14 protein-coding genes and 1 tRNA gene are annotated in these 15,992 nt (G+C 35.0%); 7 read left to right on the top strand and 8 right to left on the bottom strand.

The window, feature by feature from the left end; genetic code table 11:
• The first annotated feature begins 12 nt into the window (after nucleotides 1–12).
• The 7 genes from yihA to ACFZP3_RS02750 all read left to right on the top strand — a co-directional run bounded on the left by yihA (nucleotide 13) and on the right by ACFZP3_RS02750 (nucleotide 10,425).
• Complete coding sequence (gene yihA, locus ACFZP3_RS02780; RefSeq protein WP_373457554.1) at nucleotides 13–609, top strand: ribosome biogenesis GTP-binding protein YihA/YsxC; 597 nt, start codon at nucleotides 13–15, stop codon at nucleotides 607–609.
• A gap of 4 nt (nucleotides 610–613) precedes the next feature.
• Entirely contained in the window at nucleotides 614–1,525 is a 912-nt protein-coding gene (argB, locus tag ACFZP3_RS02775; protein WP_253308952.1) for an acetylglutamate kinase, read from the top strand.
• A gap of 839 nt (nucleotides 1,526–2,364) precedes the next feature.
• Nucleotides 2,365–4,080: an ABC transporter ATP-binding protein gene (locus tag ACFZP3_RS02770; protein ID WP_386086804.1), complete on the top strand. Its 1,716-nt coding sequence runs from the start codon at nucleotides 2,365–2,367 to the stop codon at nucleotides 4,078–4,080.
• A 686-nt stretch (nucleotides 4,081–4,766) separates the two neighbouring features.
• Nucleotides 4,767–5,417 (top strand): hypothetical protein, encoded by a 651-nt coding sequence (locus tag ACFZP3_RS02765; RefSeq protein ID WP_386086803.1) that lies wholly within the window; start codon nucleotides 4,767–4,769, stop codon nucleotides 5,415–5,417.
• Between the two features lie 76 nt (nucleotides 5,418–5,493).
• The gene (locus ACFZP3_RS02760; protein ID WP_386086802.1) at nucleotides 5,494–6,957 is read left to right on the top strand and encodes a hypothetical protein; all 1,464 of its coding nucleotides are present in this window, start codon (nucleotides 5,494–5,496) and stop codon (nucleotides 6,955–6,957) included.
• A gap of 372 nt (nucleotides 6,958–7,329) precedes the next feature.
• Nucleotides 7,330–9,036, top strand: coding sequence for an arginine--tRNA ligase (gene argS, locus ACFZP3_RS02755; protein ID WP_253308947.1), 1,707 nt, complete (start codon nucleotides 7,330–7,332; stop codon nucleotides 9,034–9,036).
• A gap of 54 nt (nucleotides 9,037–9,090) precedes the next feature.
• Nucleotides 9,091–10,425 carry an ankyrin repeat domain-containing protein gene (locus ACFZP3_RS02750; RefSeq protein WP_386086801.1) on the top strand — a complete coding sequence of 445 codons (1,335 nt, stop codon included), beginning with the start codon at nucleotides 9,091–9,093 and terminating at the stop codon, nucleotides 10,423–10,425.
• Between the two features lie 643 nt (nucleotides 10,426–11,068).
• Here the strand turns inward: ACFZP3_RS02750 and ACFZP3_RS02740 are convergent.
• The 8 genes from ACFZP3_RS02740 to rpsD form a co-directional block, all read right to left on the bottom strand.
• On the bottom strand, nucleotides 11,069–12,175 hold the full coding sequence (locus ACFZP3_RS02740) for an FtsW/RodA/SpoVE family cell cycle protein (RefSeq protein ID WP_253308944.1): 1,107 nt from the start codon (nucleotides 12,173–12,175) through the stop codon (nucleotides 11,069–11,071).
• Complete coding sequence (gene ubiE / locus ACFZP3_RS02735) at nucleotides 12,172–12,888, bottom strand: bifunctional demethylmenaquinone methyltransferase/2-methoxy-6-polyprenyl-1,4-benzoquinol methylase UbiE (RefSeq protein ID WP_253308943.1); 717 nt, start codon at nucleotides 12,886–12,888, stop codon at nucleotides 12,172–12,174. Before ubiE ends, ACFZP3_RS02740 begins: the two co-directional genes overlap by 4 nt.
• Nucleotides 12,889–12,948: 60 nt before the next feature.
• Nucleotides 12,949–13,812, bottom strand: a complete 864-nt coding sequence (gene lipA, locus ACFZP3_RS02730) for a lipoyl synthase (protein WP_264732375.1) — start codon at nucleotides 13,810–13,812, stop codon at nucleotides 12,949–12,951.
• On the bottom strand, nucleotides 13,805–14,119 hold the full coding sequence (rpmB, locus tag ACFZP3_RS02725) for a 50S ribosomal protein L28 (RefSeq protein WP_006279619.1): 315 nt from the start codon (nucleotides 14,117–14,119) through the stop codon (nucleotides 13,805–13,807). The genes lipA and rpmB overlap by 8 nt, the downstream gene beginning before the upstream one ends.
• Nucleotides 14,120–14,156: 37 nt before the next feature.
• Entirely contained in the window at nucleotides 14,157–14,498 is a 342-nt protein-coding gene (locus tag ACFZP3_RS02720; protein ID WP_182182927.1) for a DUF721 domain-containing protein, read from the bottom strand.
• A 478-nt stretch (nucleotides 14,499–14,976) separates the two neighbouring features.
• Nucleotides 14,977–15,171: a Fe-S cluster assembly protein IscX gene (gene iscX / locus ACFZP3_RS02715; protein WP_253308941.1), complete on the bottom strand. Its 195-nt coding sequence runs from the start codon at nucleotides 15,169–15,171 to the stop codon at nucleotides 14,977–14,979.
• 30 nt (nucleotides 15,172–15,201) lie between these two features.
• A tRNA-Leu gene (locus tag ACFZP3_RS02710) sits at nucleotides 15,202–15,288 on the bottom strand.
• 10 nt (nucleotides 15,289–15,298) lie between these two features.
• Complete coding sequence (gene rpsD / locus ACFZP3_RS02705) at nucleotides 15,299–15,913, bottom strand: 30S ribosomal protein S4 (protein WP_265016347.1); 615 nt, start codon at nucleotides 15,911–15,913, stop codon at nucleotides 15,299–15,301.
• Nucleotides 15,914–15,992 lie beyond the last annotated feature (79 nt).

Raw genomic sequence — 15,992 nt, 5'->3', positions numbered from 1 at the left:
TTCTACTTGAATATAATGGCAAGACAGATAACATCAAGCTGCAATTTCATATTTGGAGCTTCGGACATGAAATCATTACCAGATGAGTCGGCTCCAGAGATTGCGTTTGCTGGTAGATCAAATGTAGGAAAATCCAGTCTGATCAACTTACTGATAAACAGCAAAAAAGCTGCCAGAGTTTCCTCTAAACCTGGATGTACTAGACAAATAAATTTTTACTCTATGTACAATGATAAATTCAGACTTGTTGACCTACCAGGGTATGGTTATTCTCATGCAGGTAAGGAGGAAATTATACAATATTTAAACTTAATTGAGTATTATCTAATTCAAAGAAAAAATCTAAGAAGAGTGTTTGTGTTGATAGATAGCAAGGTAGGATTAAAAGAAATAGACAAAGACTTCATTTATTGGTTAATATATAATAATATTAACTTTAACGTTGTGCTAACAAAAATAGATAAAGTGAGTCAAAAAAGCCTAGATGCCATTCTAGAAGATACTCAAAAATGGATTAATAATGAGAATGTGTCAATTCATCAAATAAGCATCCGTATTAAGCATAAAATAACCAAGGTAAGAGATGAGTTTTTCAAGTTTACAAGATAAAAAAATGAAGAGTAGTGAATTTTTAAAGGGTGAAGTATCATTTGAACAAAAAGCAGAAATATTACTTGAAGTGTTATCTAACATACCTAGCTTTGTGGGTGAAACTTTTGTCATTAAATGTGGCAGCGTAACGATCTCAGATGAAACACTATTCTATACTTTTGTGCATAATGTTGTCTTATTAAAGCAGCTTGGTATAAATCCGGTGATAGTTCATGACGGAGAATATGAAATTAACTCAGTGTTAAAAATGCTGGGTATGGACAGTAAGTTTGTGAATGGTATCAGACTTACAGACAAAGACACTATAAAAATCATTGAAATGGCACTGTGTGGTTCAGTTAATAAAAAAATTGTTCAGCATATAAATTCTGCTGGTGGTTCAGCTATTGGATTATGTGGAAAAGACGGCAACTTAATAAAAGCTGAAAAGATAAGCGCTACGCTTAAGGAAGACAGATCAAATAACATCGAAAAAATACTAGACATGGGATTCATCGGTAGGCCCACTGAAATCAATCCTGATATATTATTTTTTATTGAAGAATCAGATTTTATACCAGTTATTGCACCAATTGGTCATGGAAAAAATGGGGAAACATATCATATTGATGCCGATAGCACTGCAAGCACAATTGCAATTGCAGTTTCTGCATCTAAAATGATAACCTTTAGCGATACAGGTGAAGAAATAGATAAAATTGGTGGCAGGAAGATATCTGTTAAAAATTTAAATGCATCGATTGATTGTGGCAAAATTCAAGGAGAAAAATTTATTAGAAGGCTTATGGCATATACTAAAATGGTAGAGGAATGTGCTGGAGTTGTTCACATAGTTGATGGTAGAATACCTAACATTATGCTTGATTTATTTACTGAGAATAATTCAAGCATATCAATTGTGAGTGATTTATAACTAGACAACTACACGAATAGACTTCTTGCATAACCATATGACGAACTTTTCTTGGGAATAGAAACGAAAAAACTTACTTGACAAACTCCGCCGGCCCCCTTATTATGACAATAAGGGTATTTATGACTCAAAACTTGTTTTTGACCTGCAGGCTCAATGACAAAATTCAGTAAAAAACTTAGGGTATTTTTTGACGGATTACATAAAATTATAGCGGCTGCATGTCTTTTAAATTTTTTCTACATTCAGCCAAAACGCGCTTAAACTAAGCGTCAGCACATTATTACAGCGCCACTTACAGTAATATAGAGTCAAAACTCGCACCACGGGAGTTCTTTGCCTTTTTTTTCATTTGGTAAATTTCTTAATGTTTGTAGCTAAAAGAGCCAAAGAGAGGTGTCATCCCGCTGCTTGTTAGCGGGATCTATGTTAAGAGATACCGCGAATGAATCGCGGTATGACGTAGGAATGAATCGCGGTATGACGTAGGACTGCTGTCATCCCAGTGCCCAGACACTGGGATGACAAAAAAGGGGCTACTCGGATGACAAAGAAATAGGCACTGGGATGACAAAAAAGGGGCTACTCGGATGACAAAGAAATAGGCACTGGGATGATGAGAAAGGAGTACTGGGATGACACCTACGCACGCTCACTTTGTCATTCCAGCGTGTGACCAGAAAAAACATAGACCCCAAGTGTCAGCTACTTGAACAACATCACTTTGCTTAAAAATTGCAACGTTTGTACACGGTATGACGTTAGCTATTGTGCTACACCTTTCCCCTTTCCCCTGAAACTAAAATCTATATACTTAACTTTAGAAACTTCAAAATACGATGCGATCTAATATTAGAGAGTTATTTTGCTATATAAAGCCTAATCTATCTTATTTCATCATAGCTTTTATTGCAGTTTTATTTTCAGCCTTAACGATCCTCCTCTTTGGCAGAGGCTTAAGCAACATAATTGATTCTGGCACAGAGCACGATTTTACTACCAAACTATTAGTTGCAATACTTATAGTTTTAGCCATTTCTCTCACTGCATTTACTCGGTTATATTTCATTGGCATTGGCAGCGAGAAAGTTATCGCAAGAATCAGATATGACTTATATAGCAGTATCACTGACTTGCAACCAAGTTTCTTTGAGAACACAGGCGTACAAGATGTTATCTCAGCACTCATTACTGATACCTCTGTGCTGCAATCAATAATAAATAGCAGCCTACTCACCATATTGCGAAATTTTGTAATATTAATTGGCAGTGTTGCCATGTTATTATATACAAATCTGCACCTAACTGCGTATGCAGCCGCAATAGTACCTATACTACTCATTATCATGACCTCACTTGGAAAAAAAGTGCGTAGCTATGCACGCTTTGCCCAGGATAAATTAAGTGAGCTTGCGTCATTTAGTGAGGAAAACTTTCGATCTATAGTGACTATCAAGTCGTTTGTACTCGAAGAAAATGAAAAAATCCGTTTTCAAGAGTATTTAAACTCAGTATCAAAATCATACGTAAAATTAGTACTCTTGCGTGCTATTTTAGTAACTCTAGTTATCACGTGTGTGATAGGTTCACTAGTTGTTTTGCTCTTTTTTGGTATTAAAGAAGTCTTAAGCAATAATATAACTATTGGAGAACTCTCCTCATTTGTGTTTTATTCAGCGCTTGCGGCAGGAGCTATAAATAATTTGAGCGATAATATCAGTGATTTACAACGAGGTCTTGGAATAGTAGAGCGTTTATTTGAATTTAAAAATATGAAAAGCTCTATAGCAGATGCCAATGATCCTATAAAAATTTGTAGTGTTCAAAAAGGAATTTCGTTTAATGGCGTGACATTTTTTTATGAATCTCAGTCTGATAAGCCAGCGTTAAATAACATATCATTTTCTATAAAGGCAGGTCAAGTAGTATCAATTGTTGGACCATCTGGCAGTGGTAAAAGCACCATTTTAAAACTTCTGCTCCGTTTTCATGATCCAAGCAGAGGCAGCATTACTATCGATGGGCACAATATTAAGTCAATTGCGTTAAATGACCTCAGATTGTTGTTTGGCTTAGTGCCACAAGATAACATAATATTCTCTTGCTCAATAATGGAAAATATACTATATGGCAAACCTGGTGCTGAATATGAAGAAGTGAAGCAAGCAGCTATCAGCGCTTATGCGATGGAATTTATTGATAAGCTGCCTGATAAATTTGATACATTTGTAGGAAAAAGAGGATTAAAACTTTCTGAAGGACAAAAACAACGTATTATAATAGCAAGAGCCATACTCAAAAACCCTCAGGTTTTAATACTGGATGAAGCAACCTCTGCCCTTGATTATAAAAGTGAGAACCTCGTGCAAAAAGCATTAAGCAAGTTAATGCAAAACAGAACAACGATCGTAATTACACACAGACTATCAACTGCACTTAAAACTGACAAGATTATAGTAATTAATCACGGAAAAGTAGAAGAAGTAGGGACTCATGACTCCCTAATAAGTAAAGACGGGTTGTATGCAAAACTGGCGAAGATACAGTGGAATTGAAAGAAAATTTACATCATATCGTTAGTTGATATGCTAGATTTATAATTAAAGTTATTAAATTTTTAATCATTTTAATTTATAATAATCTTATAGTATTTTTTTAAGGATCATTATGACTTATCATTACAGTAATTTACCAAAACTACCATGTACGGGTTATAATTTGCCAGCTTTACCAGCACCAGTATCGAACTGTGCACAAGCTTGTGCAACTGCATACGCACCTTGTGCTACTAATTCGTGCCACAATCATTTTAACTCATATCATAACTATTATGACACATGTTATAATCCTTGTGATGAATTTGGGTTTCTTTATTAGAAGATTGTTTTTAAACAACTCATAAACGCACGTCTAGCTATACGTGCTTCCAAGAGCACATGGTTTCCCATGTGCTTCACATTTTGCTTGAAAATATAATAAACAGGTGCTTACTTGTTATTCACAGTAACCATATATTACAATTTATTTCAGCAACACGACTAATTTGACTACTGACAGCTTCTTCTTGGAATCTTATCATTATTCTACCATAGTAAAACTTTTAACTCTAATATCTGCTACATTAAAGTCGTATTTTGAAATGTACTGTAAGTTTGTATATGCTAATTTTAGCCTCAAAATTATTAAATCATTAACTTTTTTATCCTATAATAATCTAATAGTTATTTTTTAAAGGATTCTTATGAATTATAATTTTTCCTCATCTCCACGTGTTGGTTCATGTATTCCTACGCGCACAGCTTGCACAACTGACCCACGGTACCATCATAATTTTGATCCACATTGTCATAACCACTTTAACCCACATTGCCATGACCACTTTGATCCGTGTTATGATAGACTCGAATTAAATATACAGCTTCCTGATATAAAAATACCTCCTCGTCCTGAGGTAAAATGTCCTGAGGTAAAAATACCTCCTTGTCCTGAGGTAAAATGTCCTGATGTAAAAATACCTCCTTGTCCTGAGGTAAAATGTCCTGAGGTAAAAATACCTCCTTGTCCTGAGTGTCCTGCTTGTCCAGAACCTAAAAAACCAATTGACTTTTCAAAACTTACAATAGCAGTTGACGCAACTTCTGGAGAGATTAAAGATGCCATTACTAAGAAAACTAGTGGCTTAAAATTTGCAGACTGTAAAGAAATTATAGATAAAACTGACAACAACCTTGAAATTGATCCAGACAATCGTCTCAAAGGAGGATGTGATAGCAATTCTGAATGCAAAGCTTGTGTGGATGCGATAAATGCTTCTATAATAGACTCACGCAAAGAACCAGCATTTTTTTCTGAAAAAATGTCAGTACCAGAAGATACTGTTCATATTATATAAAGGCAACCAAGGTGTGTACATTGTTAGTACACACCCCCATTTTATGTTAATTCTTATTTATTAATGGAGCTATTTTATGTTAAAAAACACTTTTCCTTATTCAAATTATAAGCATGCAAGTCATGTACGTCAACTGCCACGTATGTTAAAAATTAATTTACATACAAAGCTAGATGATTGTAAAGACCCTAAGTCCGAGATTGATGATAAGACTAAGAATGAACTGAAAGAAAAGATTAAAAATGAACTAGAGAAAGATCTTAAGTTTGAGATTGATGATAAGACTAAGAATGAACTGAAAGAAAAGATTAAAAATGAACTAGAGAAAGATCTTAAGTTTGAGATTGATGATAAGACTAAGAATGAACTGAAAGAAAAGATTAAAAATGAACTAGAGAAAGATCTTAAGTTTGAGATTGATGATAAGACTAAGAATGAACTGAAAGAAAAGATTAAAAATGAACTAGAGGAAGATCTTAAGTTTGAGATTGATGATAAGACTAAGAATGAACTGAAAGAAAAGATTAAAAATGAACTAGAGGAAGATCTTAATTGTGAGATTGATGATAAGACTAAGGATGAAATAAAAGAAAAGATTAAAAATGAACTAGAGAAAGATCTTAAATTTGAGATTGATGATAAGACTAAGGATGAAATAAAAGAAAAGATTAAAAATGAACTAGAGGAAGATCTTAATTGTGAGATTGATGATAAGACTAAGGATGAAATAAAAGAAAAGATTAAAAATGAACTAGAGAAAGATCTTAATTGTGAGATTGATGATAAGACTAAGGGTGAATTGATAAAGGAAGTAGAAAAAAAAATAGACAAAGAATTAAAGGTAAAGTTAAATTGTGACATATTAAAAACGTGTAACCTTGAAGAGAAAACTAAAGAAATAATTGATGATGGTGGGTGTAACCGAAAAGGATGTGAAAACAGCAAAAAAGATGGTAACTATATTGACGTAAGTAACGATGGTAAGCTTTATATAAGAGAGGCAATAAATAAATTATACCCTGACTTAAGTGCAGACATTATTGACAAGATTAAAACTAATGATTATTATGTAAAACAATTTGGTATAACGGCAACTGACTGCAATAAGAATGGCATGGAATACCCTTTTATCACTTGGAGAGGAACTATGAATTCATGGTGCGTTACTATTCCTTCGAATAGTACTTGCAAAGAATCTTATAATATACGCCAAGTTGGTAACAAAGATCATTGGCCTGATTGGTATGCATCTTGTAAGAATGACATGTTTTCTGACAATAGTTATTTAGTTAACACAAGAGCATATTACTACCCTGACAGTATTGACAGAGGCAAGCCAGTGGTGGTGCTCTCTCAAAGTCAATCACTGATGATTGCTGACAAGAAAACAGATAGACTTGTAAGAAAAGATGGAACAATAAGTAATAAAACTTTTGATGAATGCAGAGCATTTTTTGATCAGAAGGAAAGAATAACTGATTGTACAGAAGGTGGCAGAGATTGTGAATTGTGCAAAGAAGTAATTTGGGATTCTTCGTAGGTAGTGCCAGTGTTTTTTATATAAATGATATTTTGAACAGGGAATGGTATAAGCTTATACGATTTTGATACATGTGCCATTAAAGAAAAGACTGCAAGATTAGGCTTTTGCATAACCATATGAAAAACCAATAGCCCATTCTTCTTTGTCATTCCAGCGTTACGCATTGGAATGACAGGGCTATAGGTGTCATCCAAGTAGCTGACACGGAGCAACACGTCATACCACCGCGGCCGCTAACGGGTAGCGGAATGACAGTTCTTCAAATTGTCGGTAAACCTAAGTCACTTTAGCTATAGATTACATCAGATAACCCTTCAACTCCTTCCATTTATCCACTATACTGCTACAAGTCTTATAGCTTTTTAGTTAATGAACATTTTCAAACAGGTTTCCTCTCTAATTTCCAGCAAATTAAATGAGTTGAAGCAAAGGGGTGTCATAAATACAAGTGCGGCAAATTTTATTGTAGAGCCTCCAAGCAATAGAGCGCATGGAGATATTTACACAAACGTTGCCATGGTGCTTGCAAAGCATGAAAAGAGGAATTCAGTTGAGATTGCAGGGATCTTAGCAAGAGAATTTAAACCTTTTGATGAAGTTGCAAAAGTGGAAATAGCAGGCCCTGGTTTCATCAACATGCACTTAAAAATAGAAGTATGGCATGGAATTTTAAAACAAATAAATGAGCTAAAAACAGAGTTTGGCACCCTAGATATAGGGAACAATCAGGCCATCAATGTTGAATTTGTATCGGCAAATCCAACTGGTCCACTGCATATTGGTCATGCAAGAGGAGCAGTATTTGGTGACGTTTTGGCAAATTTATTGAAAAAAGTTGGTTATAAAGTTACTAAGGAATACTATATTAATGATGCTGGAGCGCAGATAGATACACTAATAAAGTCAGTATATTTGCGGTATAAGGAAGCTCTGGGAGAAAAAATCAGCATTGAAAAAGGTTTATACCCAGGTGAATATTTAAAACCGATAGGGAATGGGCTGGCCAAAAAATATGGCAAGGAGCTTCTAGAAAAGCAAGATAATCAGGTGATTAGGGAATATACTTTAAGTTCTATCTTAGAAATCATAAAGGAAGACATGAACTTACTTGGGGTAAGTCATGATGTTTTTACTTCAGAGTATGAGCTACAAAAAAGTGGCAAAATTGAAGAGAGTATAAAGATATTGTCTGACAAGGGTTTGGTGCATGAAGGGTACCTGGAGAAACCAAAAGGCAAAGAAAGTGAAAACTGGACTTCCAGAAAAGAAATGTTATTTCGCTCTACAAAATTTGGTGATGACGTTGACCGCGCATTGAAGAAAGAGGACGGCAGTTGGACTTATTTTGCCTCAGATATCGCTTACCATTTTGATAAGATATCACGTGGTTTTAATAATATGATAGTAGCAGTCGGTAGTGATCATAGTGGTTATATCAAAAGGCTAAAAGCAGTTGTCTCTGCACTAAGTGATGATCAAGCAAAAATAGAGGTAAAACTGCATAATATTGTGAATTTTTTCGAGAATGGCAAACCTGTTAAGATGTCCAAAAGATCAGGAAACTTCCTCACAGCAAGAGATGTAGTGGAAGAAGTTGGCAGGGACATAACTCGTTTTATAATGTTAACACGCAAGAATGATATGGTCTTGGACTTTGATTTTGCTAAAGTTAAAGAACAGTCAAAAGACAACCCTATTTTTTACGTGCAATATGCGCATGCTCGTGCTCATTCGTTAATGCGTAATGCTCCAAAAGAGCTCCCAACAGCAGACCCTTCACTTTTAAAGACAGATGGGGAGCTCTTCCTCATAAAAACCTTAGCAAAGTGGCCAAATGTGATAGAAACAGCGGCAAGGCTTTATGAGCCACACAGAATTACTTTCTACTTACTTGAAGTTGCAGAAGCGTTTCACGTTTTATGGGGGTATGGCAAGAGTGATTTAAACATGCGGTTCATACTGGAAGACAACTTAAACCTCACCGCTGCAAGAATGTTCCTTGTACAAGCCTTAGCACACGTCATCGCTTCTGGACTTTCTATCTTCAATATAGAGCCTTTGGAAGAAATGAGTTGATTTTTTTGCCATAATACATGATAATTAAAATATTATTGAAGTAGGGGTAAAATTATGACAATGAACTATGAGCAGTGGAAAAGAATGTTAAGCGCAGTTGATAAGGAGGAAGGCTTAAGTAAAGACAACGTAATTGACAAAATAAAAGAGGAATTAAAGAAATATCCAGAAGAATATAAGAAATGGGAAGAAGCTGGTTTTGATGTAGATTACCTATTTGAAATTGAAGATGATACATTAGATGATACATTAATAGCATATGATCGATTTATGTTATTGCATTCAGCTGCTAAAAATGGTCATGCAGATGTAGTAAATGCTCTAATACAAAACGGAGCAAATGTTAATGCAGAAGATAATTTTAAAAGTACTCCTCTATATGATGCTGCTAACAAAGGTTATATAGAGATAGTAAATGCTCTAATACAAAACGGAGCAAATGTTAATGCAGAAGATAATTTTAAAAGTACTCCTCTACATAATGCTGCTAGAAATGGTCATATAGATACAGTAAAAGTTCTAATAGCAAAAAGAGCAGATGTTAATGCAAAAGATATAGATGGATACACTCCTTTACATTTGGCTGCTAGAAATGGTCATGTAGACACAGTGAAAGTTCTAATAGCAAAAGGAACAGATGTTAATGCAGAAGATAATTTTAAAAGTACTCCTCTACATAATGCTGCTAGAAATGGTCATATAGATACAGTAAAAGTTCTAATAGCAAAAAGAGCAGATGTTAATGCAAAAGATATAGATGGATACACTCCTTTACATTTGGCTGCTAGAAATGGTCATGTAGACACAGTGAAAGTTCTAATAGCAAAAGGAACAGATGTTAATGCAAAAGATCAAGATGGATGGACTCCTTTACATTTGGCTGCTTACAAGTGTCATATAGATATAGTAAAAGTTCTATTAAAAAAAGGAGCAGATCTTTTATTAAAGAATAATTCTGGAAAAACTCCAAGAGATTTAGCTAGAACTGGTGATATAAAGAAGCTTCTGGAAGAAGAAGAAAAACAGCTAAAAAAACTAAACGAAGAAAAAAACGATTTACCGCAAGATAAGGATGATAATAAGGATACAACACCTCTTCTGGAAGAAACAGAAAAAAAACAACCTACATCAGCGATTAAAAAAGGTGTTTTTGCAGGTGGTGCAGTCGCAGTATTAGGCACTGCTGTAGCAGTGGCACTTTTTGTAACCGGAACGGTTGCAGTTGAGTTAATACCTATAGTAACAGCAGTGGTTGCAATTGCAGCAGCAGCACTAACAGTTGGTGGTATCACATATATGATGTTAAAACCTAGTACTAAAGTAGAAGAAGTGAAAGAAGAACAAGGCCCACCAAATGAGCAGAAAATATATGCAGGGTATTTTATGTAATCCTATTGCTTGACAATATGGTCTAATTGTTATCTAGATTCCAGTGTCACGCGTTAGAATAACAAGTGGAGTGTCTGTAGGTGTCATTCTAGTCTGGAATCCAGTTTTCTTTACAAATTCACCAAAAGTGCTTCATTCTATAACGCAAAACCCATACTCACCAAACCCAATGCATTACTTGCAATTAAGTTTCCTGGATCCCAGTGTCTGGGCACTGGGATGACAAGAAAGAGGCTACTTGGATGACACCCTGACAAACTTCATCCCGCTACGTGTTAGCGGGATCTAGAGATACCGTGACGGTATGACGTAGGACTGCTGTCATCCCGCTATGTGTTAGCGCCACGCACAACTGTACGAACGTTGTAGTTTGGGCCACCAGTGGGCAGTGCCCAGACACTGGTTCTATGCAACTTAATTAAAAACGTTTGTTTTAGCGTAAGACAACTACCTTTAGCTGATCAGCTCAGTTATAAGCAAAATTTCTGGATTCCAGACTGGAATGACACCATTTGCTGTCTTCAAAAATGAATGTTTGTACAGCTATGCATAACTCTTTCAGATTTCATAATATCTCTTGCCACTCATCTGAACAGATACCCATTTTGGAGGGATACCAATAATAGTTGTGAGCGGGTGACCACTAGTCCACAAGCATAACACGCTCACGAAACTTTAATGCGATAGCTTGATTTCTACTGAAAGACAGCATTATGCCAAGTGCAATGCTCGAAGATAAAAGAGAAGAACCACCATAGCTAAGTAGTGGCAGGGTTATGCCGGTGGTGGGAAAAACACTCAATGTTACCCCTGTGTTTATTATGAATTGTGTGATGAATTGAATTGAGATACCAAGAATCACCAATAGATTGAATAATTCATTTTCTCTATATGCAACGTAAAGCAAGCGGGCGGAAATGATGCCAAATAACATCAATGTGGCTAAGCACGTAATCAAACCAAATTCTTCTGCTAAAACAGAAAACACAAAATCTGTATGACAATCAGGAAGAGAGGTTTTTACGCTACCTTCACCAGGTCCAACTCCAGTTAATTGACCTCTTTTGAATGCTTCTAATGATTTTGTGACTTGAAAGTTATCGCGTTGCGTAAAAAAGACAAAATTGTAAATCCTTTGCTTTATATGTGGAAGGCATAAGTAAGCTATTGTAGTTCCAGTTGTGGCCATTCCTATTATGCATAGAAAGTATAAAAGTGGTATACATGCAATAAACATTTGACCAATAAAAGAATATGTTAAAAGCATGGACATACTGAAATCAGGTTGCAAAAGTAACAACACAAAAACTAACAGAAATATTATGATTGATATGTGCATTTTAAACTTCATTCCGCTGGCTAAGATACTAGCTATAACAACAGAAAAAAATGGCCTTACGAACTCAGATGGTTGAACTGAAATTTTGACAATATGTAACCATCGTTTCGCACCTTTTACCTCTATACCAAGTATTATCGCAACTGCCACTAAAATAGTAAATAAAATGAAACCTGCGAATGAGAGGTTAAGTATAGTTCTTGTGTTGAGAAAAGAAAATGTCACCAGGGTAATTAGTGACAGGACTATATAAATTGTATGGCGCCGTATAAAATAATCTTGTGGTAAAGAAAGACGCTGCGCAATTACAGGGCTTGCTGAATAAACAAGAATGAAGCTTATAGTGAGCAAAAAAAACACTGGAAGGATGAGATAATAATCCAGCGTTCTATACCAGAATTTAATATTCATTTTGTTCCAATGTGTAATGCCACTATTCCATAGCTCATATTATGAAACTCAACATTCTTAAAGCCTACCTCTTCAATTTCCATTTTAAAATCAGCCTGAGTTGGAAACTCTCTAATGCTCTTCACTAAATATTCATAAGAACTCCTGTCTTTAGCAACTATGCTGCCAATTTTAGGAATTACTTTAAATGAATATAAGTCATAAAGTTTGGTAAATATCTCATTTTGATAGTGCATAGGGGCAAATTCTAAGCAGATAAATTTTCCATGTGGTTTTAATACCCTGTGCGCCTCATTTAAAGCCTTCTTGCGGTCAGAAACATTTCGAATGCCAAAAGCTATTGTGCAATAATCAAATTCGGAGTCTTCAAATGGTAAACTTTCTGCATTCGCACATACCCAATCAAAATTAATTTGGTTTGAATTTATAGCTTTATCACGTCCTCTGCTTAGCATATTTTGATTTATGTCACATACTGTAACCTTAGCACTTGGCTCTTTTCTTACTATTCTTATTGCTATATCTCCAGTTCCTCCAGCAATATCTAAAATCTTAGAGTTTTTTGTAAAATGCACACTATTTACCATCTTATCTTTCCATAATCTGTGCATTCCGAGGCTCATTATATCATTCATGGTGTCGTAGCGACTTGCCACGGAATCGAATACCTCTTTAACTAATTGTGATTTCTTCTCGATTTTTATAGTAGACATTACGTAAAGTCGCTCAACTCCTTTATAATTAGTAAAAATTAATTTGAATTAACACAAATGTCAACGACAGGCCTTGAGCCTGTTGAAATCTTCTTCAGCGTGGTATGATGACCGAGTTAGTGGGCTTGATGCAACCACTAAGAAACCTTTGGAGTAAGCAACGTATTTATAATGCTCAAATTCCTCTGGGGTAACATACCTATCAAGTTTTGCATGTTTTGGAGTTGGTTGTAGATATTGACCAATTGTAATAAAATCAACCTCAGCACTGCGCAAATCGTCCATAACCTGAAGTATTTCCTCTTTTGTTTCTCCAAGACCAACCATAAGCCCTGACTTTGTGAAAACTTTAGGATTAATCTGCTTTACCATCTTCAACAAATATAGTGAATGAAAATAGCGAGCTCGTGGTCTTATTTTTGCATACAATCTCGGCACTGTTTCAATATTATGGTTATAGACATCAGGTGATGCAACAGCAATTGCTTCAAATGCTCCTTTCTTATTTAAAAAATCAGGAGTTAAAATCTCTATTGTTGTTTCTGAAGTTATCTTTCTAATTTCTTCTATGCACTGTATAAACTGATTTGCGCCACCATCTGGTAAATCATCACGATCAACAGAGGTAATGACAACATGTTTTAAGTTTAACTTTTTTATCGCTTTTGCTAAATTTTCTGGCTCATGAGGGTCTAGTTTATCAGGAATGCCAGTTGCAACGTTGCAAAATGCACAAGCACGAGTACAAACAGAACCAAGAATCATCACAGTAGCATGACGTTTATTCCAACATTCACCAATATTTGGACATGCAGCTTCTTCACATACCGTATGTAAGTTATGCAGTTTAACGATGTTTAAAGTTTCATTGAATACTTCACCGGTCGGAGCTTTTGCTCTGAGCCATTGAGGTTTGCTATGCATCTGAAACGGCTAACTCTACCTCTTGCTTTACTAAAACTTTTTTCAACCTTCTTTTTATCTTCTGCGCTTTTTCACTTAGTTTAATCGTTCTTGTGTTGAGCAAAAAAGCATCTAAATCACCTTTGTAATCTATAGTTCTCAAAGTTCTTGTTGCCACACGAAATCTAAACTTTTTATTCAATATATCACTTGTCAACGTAACCTTATGTAAATTTAAAAGAAAGGTACGCTTTGTTTTACGATTCGAATGTGATACCTTATTACCAAAAGATTTTTTTCTATTTGTTAATTCACAAACTCTACTCACTTCAATATACCAAATTATTCTATGTACTTAGATTACCTTATATAGTCAAATAGTCAATACTCTCTTGCTTAATTTTTATACCATATACTGCTTTGTAGCCAAAAAATATCGTAATTTTTTCTATTATAAGAGAAATCATATGCTGAATTTCTAATGCTTTACTGCCATTTGTTACTACTAGATGCAATACACCAGAATTTACATTCTGTGCATATGAGATCTTTTTCGGTTTTGTACACTCTGCTATTTCTTTCCCTACTATATTTCGCCAGTTTAAAATCAGACGTATTTCATTTTTGCTAATCTTATTTTTCATGCATTTTAATGCGTAATTTTCAATTATAGACTTTAATTTTTTTGGACCGCTACGTTTGAGCATTTTTCTGTTTTGTTTCTAGTATAACTAAATAAGTAAGGTTTACTACTACATTGGATTTCCTCAGTGCCAAATCCAAGTAGCTAACACTGGGATGACAACCTTCTAACTACTTTACAAACCTCTAGCCTCACACCGTAAAAAGCAGTATTTTTATGTAAAATTTATCTCAACGTAGCACTTGTCAGGCAAGTCGTAATCACGTTCCATCCAAAAATTTTTGTGCTGCCATCTTTGCCTCATAATTAACCTTCTAGCTGTTTTAATTGTAATTAGTTAAATTATTATTAACCTGAGTGAATTTTAAATTAGATTTAAAAAGTACAGTATTGTCTAAAATGAATGATATACGGTGTCCGAATTTTAGACTCCTTCTTTTTTGTTGTCATCCCAGTACTTGATACTGGGATCCATTTTTCTTTTTTTTCTGGATTCCAGCGTCACGCGCTAACTTTTAATAGCGATAGTTATTTCTTATTTGTTAAGATCTTTCCTCAATCCAAGCTGCTTGAATGGCTTCGAGTATTTTCTCGTTACAGCGTTTTTCATCATCATCAAATTCCTCTAAACTCAAGACCTTTTTTTTAAGCTCAGTGAATCTGATATTAATTATATTCTCATCTGGAAATTTTTCCTCTAGAGCTTCTACAATATCTTCTATATCAAGCCATTTCATACTTTTTTGTATTTATCTGCTAAGTTAAATTGGTGCCCATGGGGAGACTTGAACTCCCAAGGTCGCAAAACCCACGGATTTTAAGTCCGCTGCGTCTACCGATTCCGCCACACGGGCTTTTTTTTATCTATCTAGAGTAAAACTCTACTACTAAATTGACTTCCATGTCTGCTGAATAAGGAACCTCAGAATATTGAGGTGACCTCAAATACTTCACTGAATGCTCTTTACTATCTGTCTCTAAATAATCCGGAGCCTTGCGCTCTTGTTTTTGTTCAGCCTCTACTACTACAGGGATTTTTGCTGCCCTTTCTCTTATTTTTATTATATCACCTGGTTTCACTCGATAACTCGATATGTTGACCACCTTATCATTAACTGTAACGTGCTTATGAGATATGAGCTGCTTCGCTGCATAAATTGTTGGCACAAGACCAGAGTGGTATAAAACAGAACTGAGCCTTGATTCTAAAATACCGATAAAATTATCAGCCGTATAACCCCTTCTGTTATAAGCATCTAAAAATGTACGTCTGAGCTGCTTACTTGAAATCGCATAGTAAAACTTAAATTTCTTATGCGCAGCAAACTGCTTACCAAAGTCGGATAACTTCTTGAATCCAAGAATACCATGTTGACCTGGAGGGTATTTCCTTTTGTTTACTGGGTCTTTAGCTCTACCCCATAAATTTACACCAAGTCTACGGCTAATCCTATACTTTCTAGTGATAACAGTTGTCATATAAAAACTCTCACGATTTAACTTTAGATTATTAAGGATTTTAGCATTCAGTGTCAACTTGTTTTTGCTGATATAATCT

The sequence above is a fragment of the Wolbachia endosymbiont (group A) of Norellia spinipes genome, from assembly GCF_964273535.1.
This window is presented reverse-complemented; position numbering and strand designations above follow the sequence as displayed.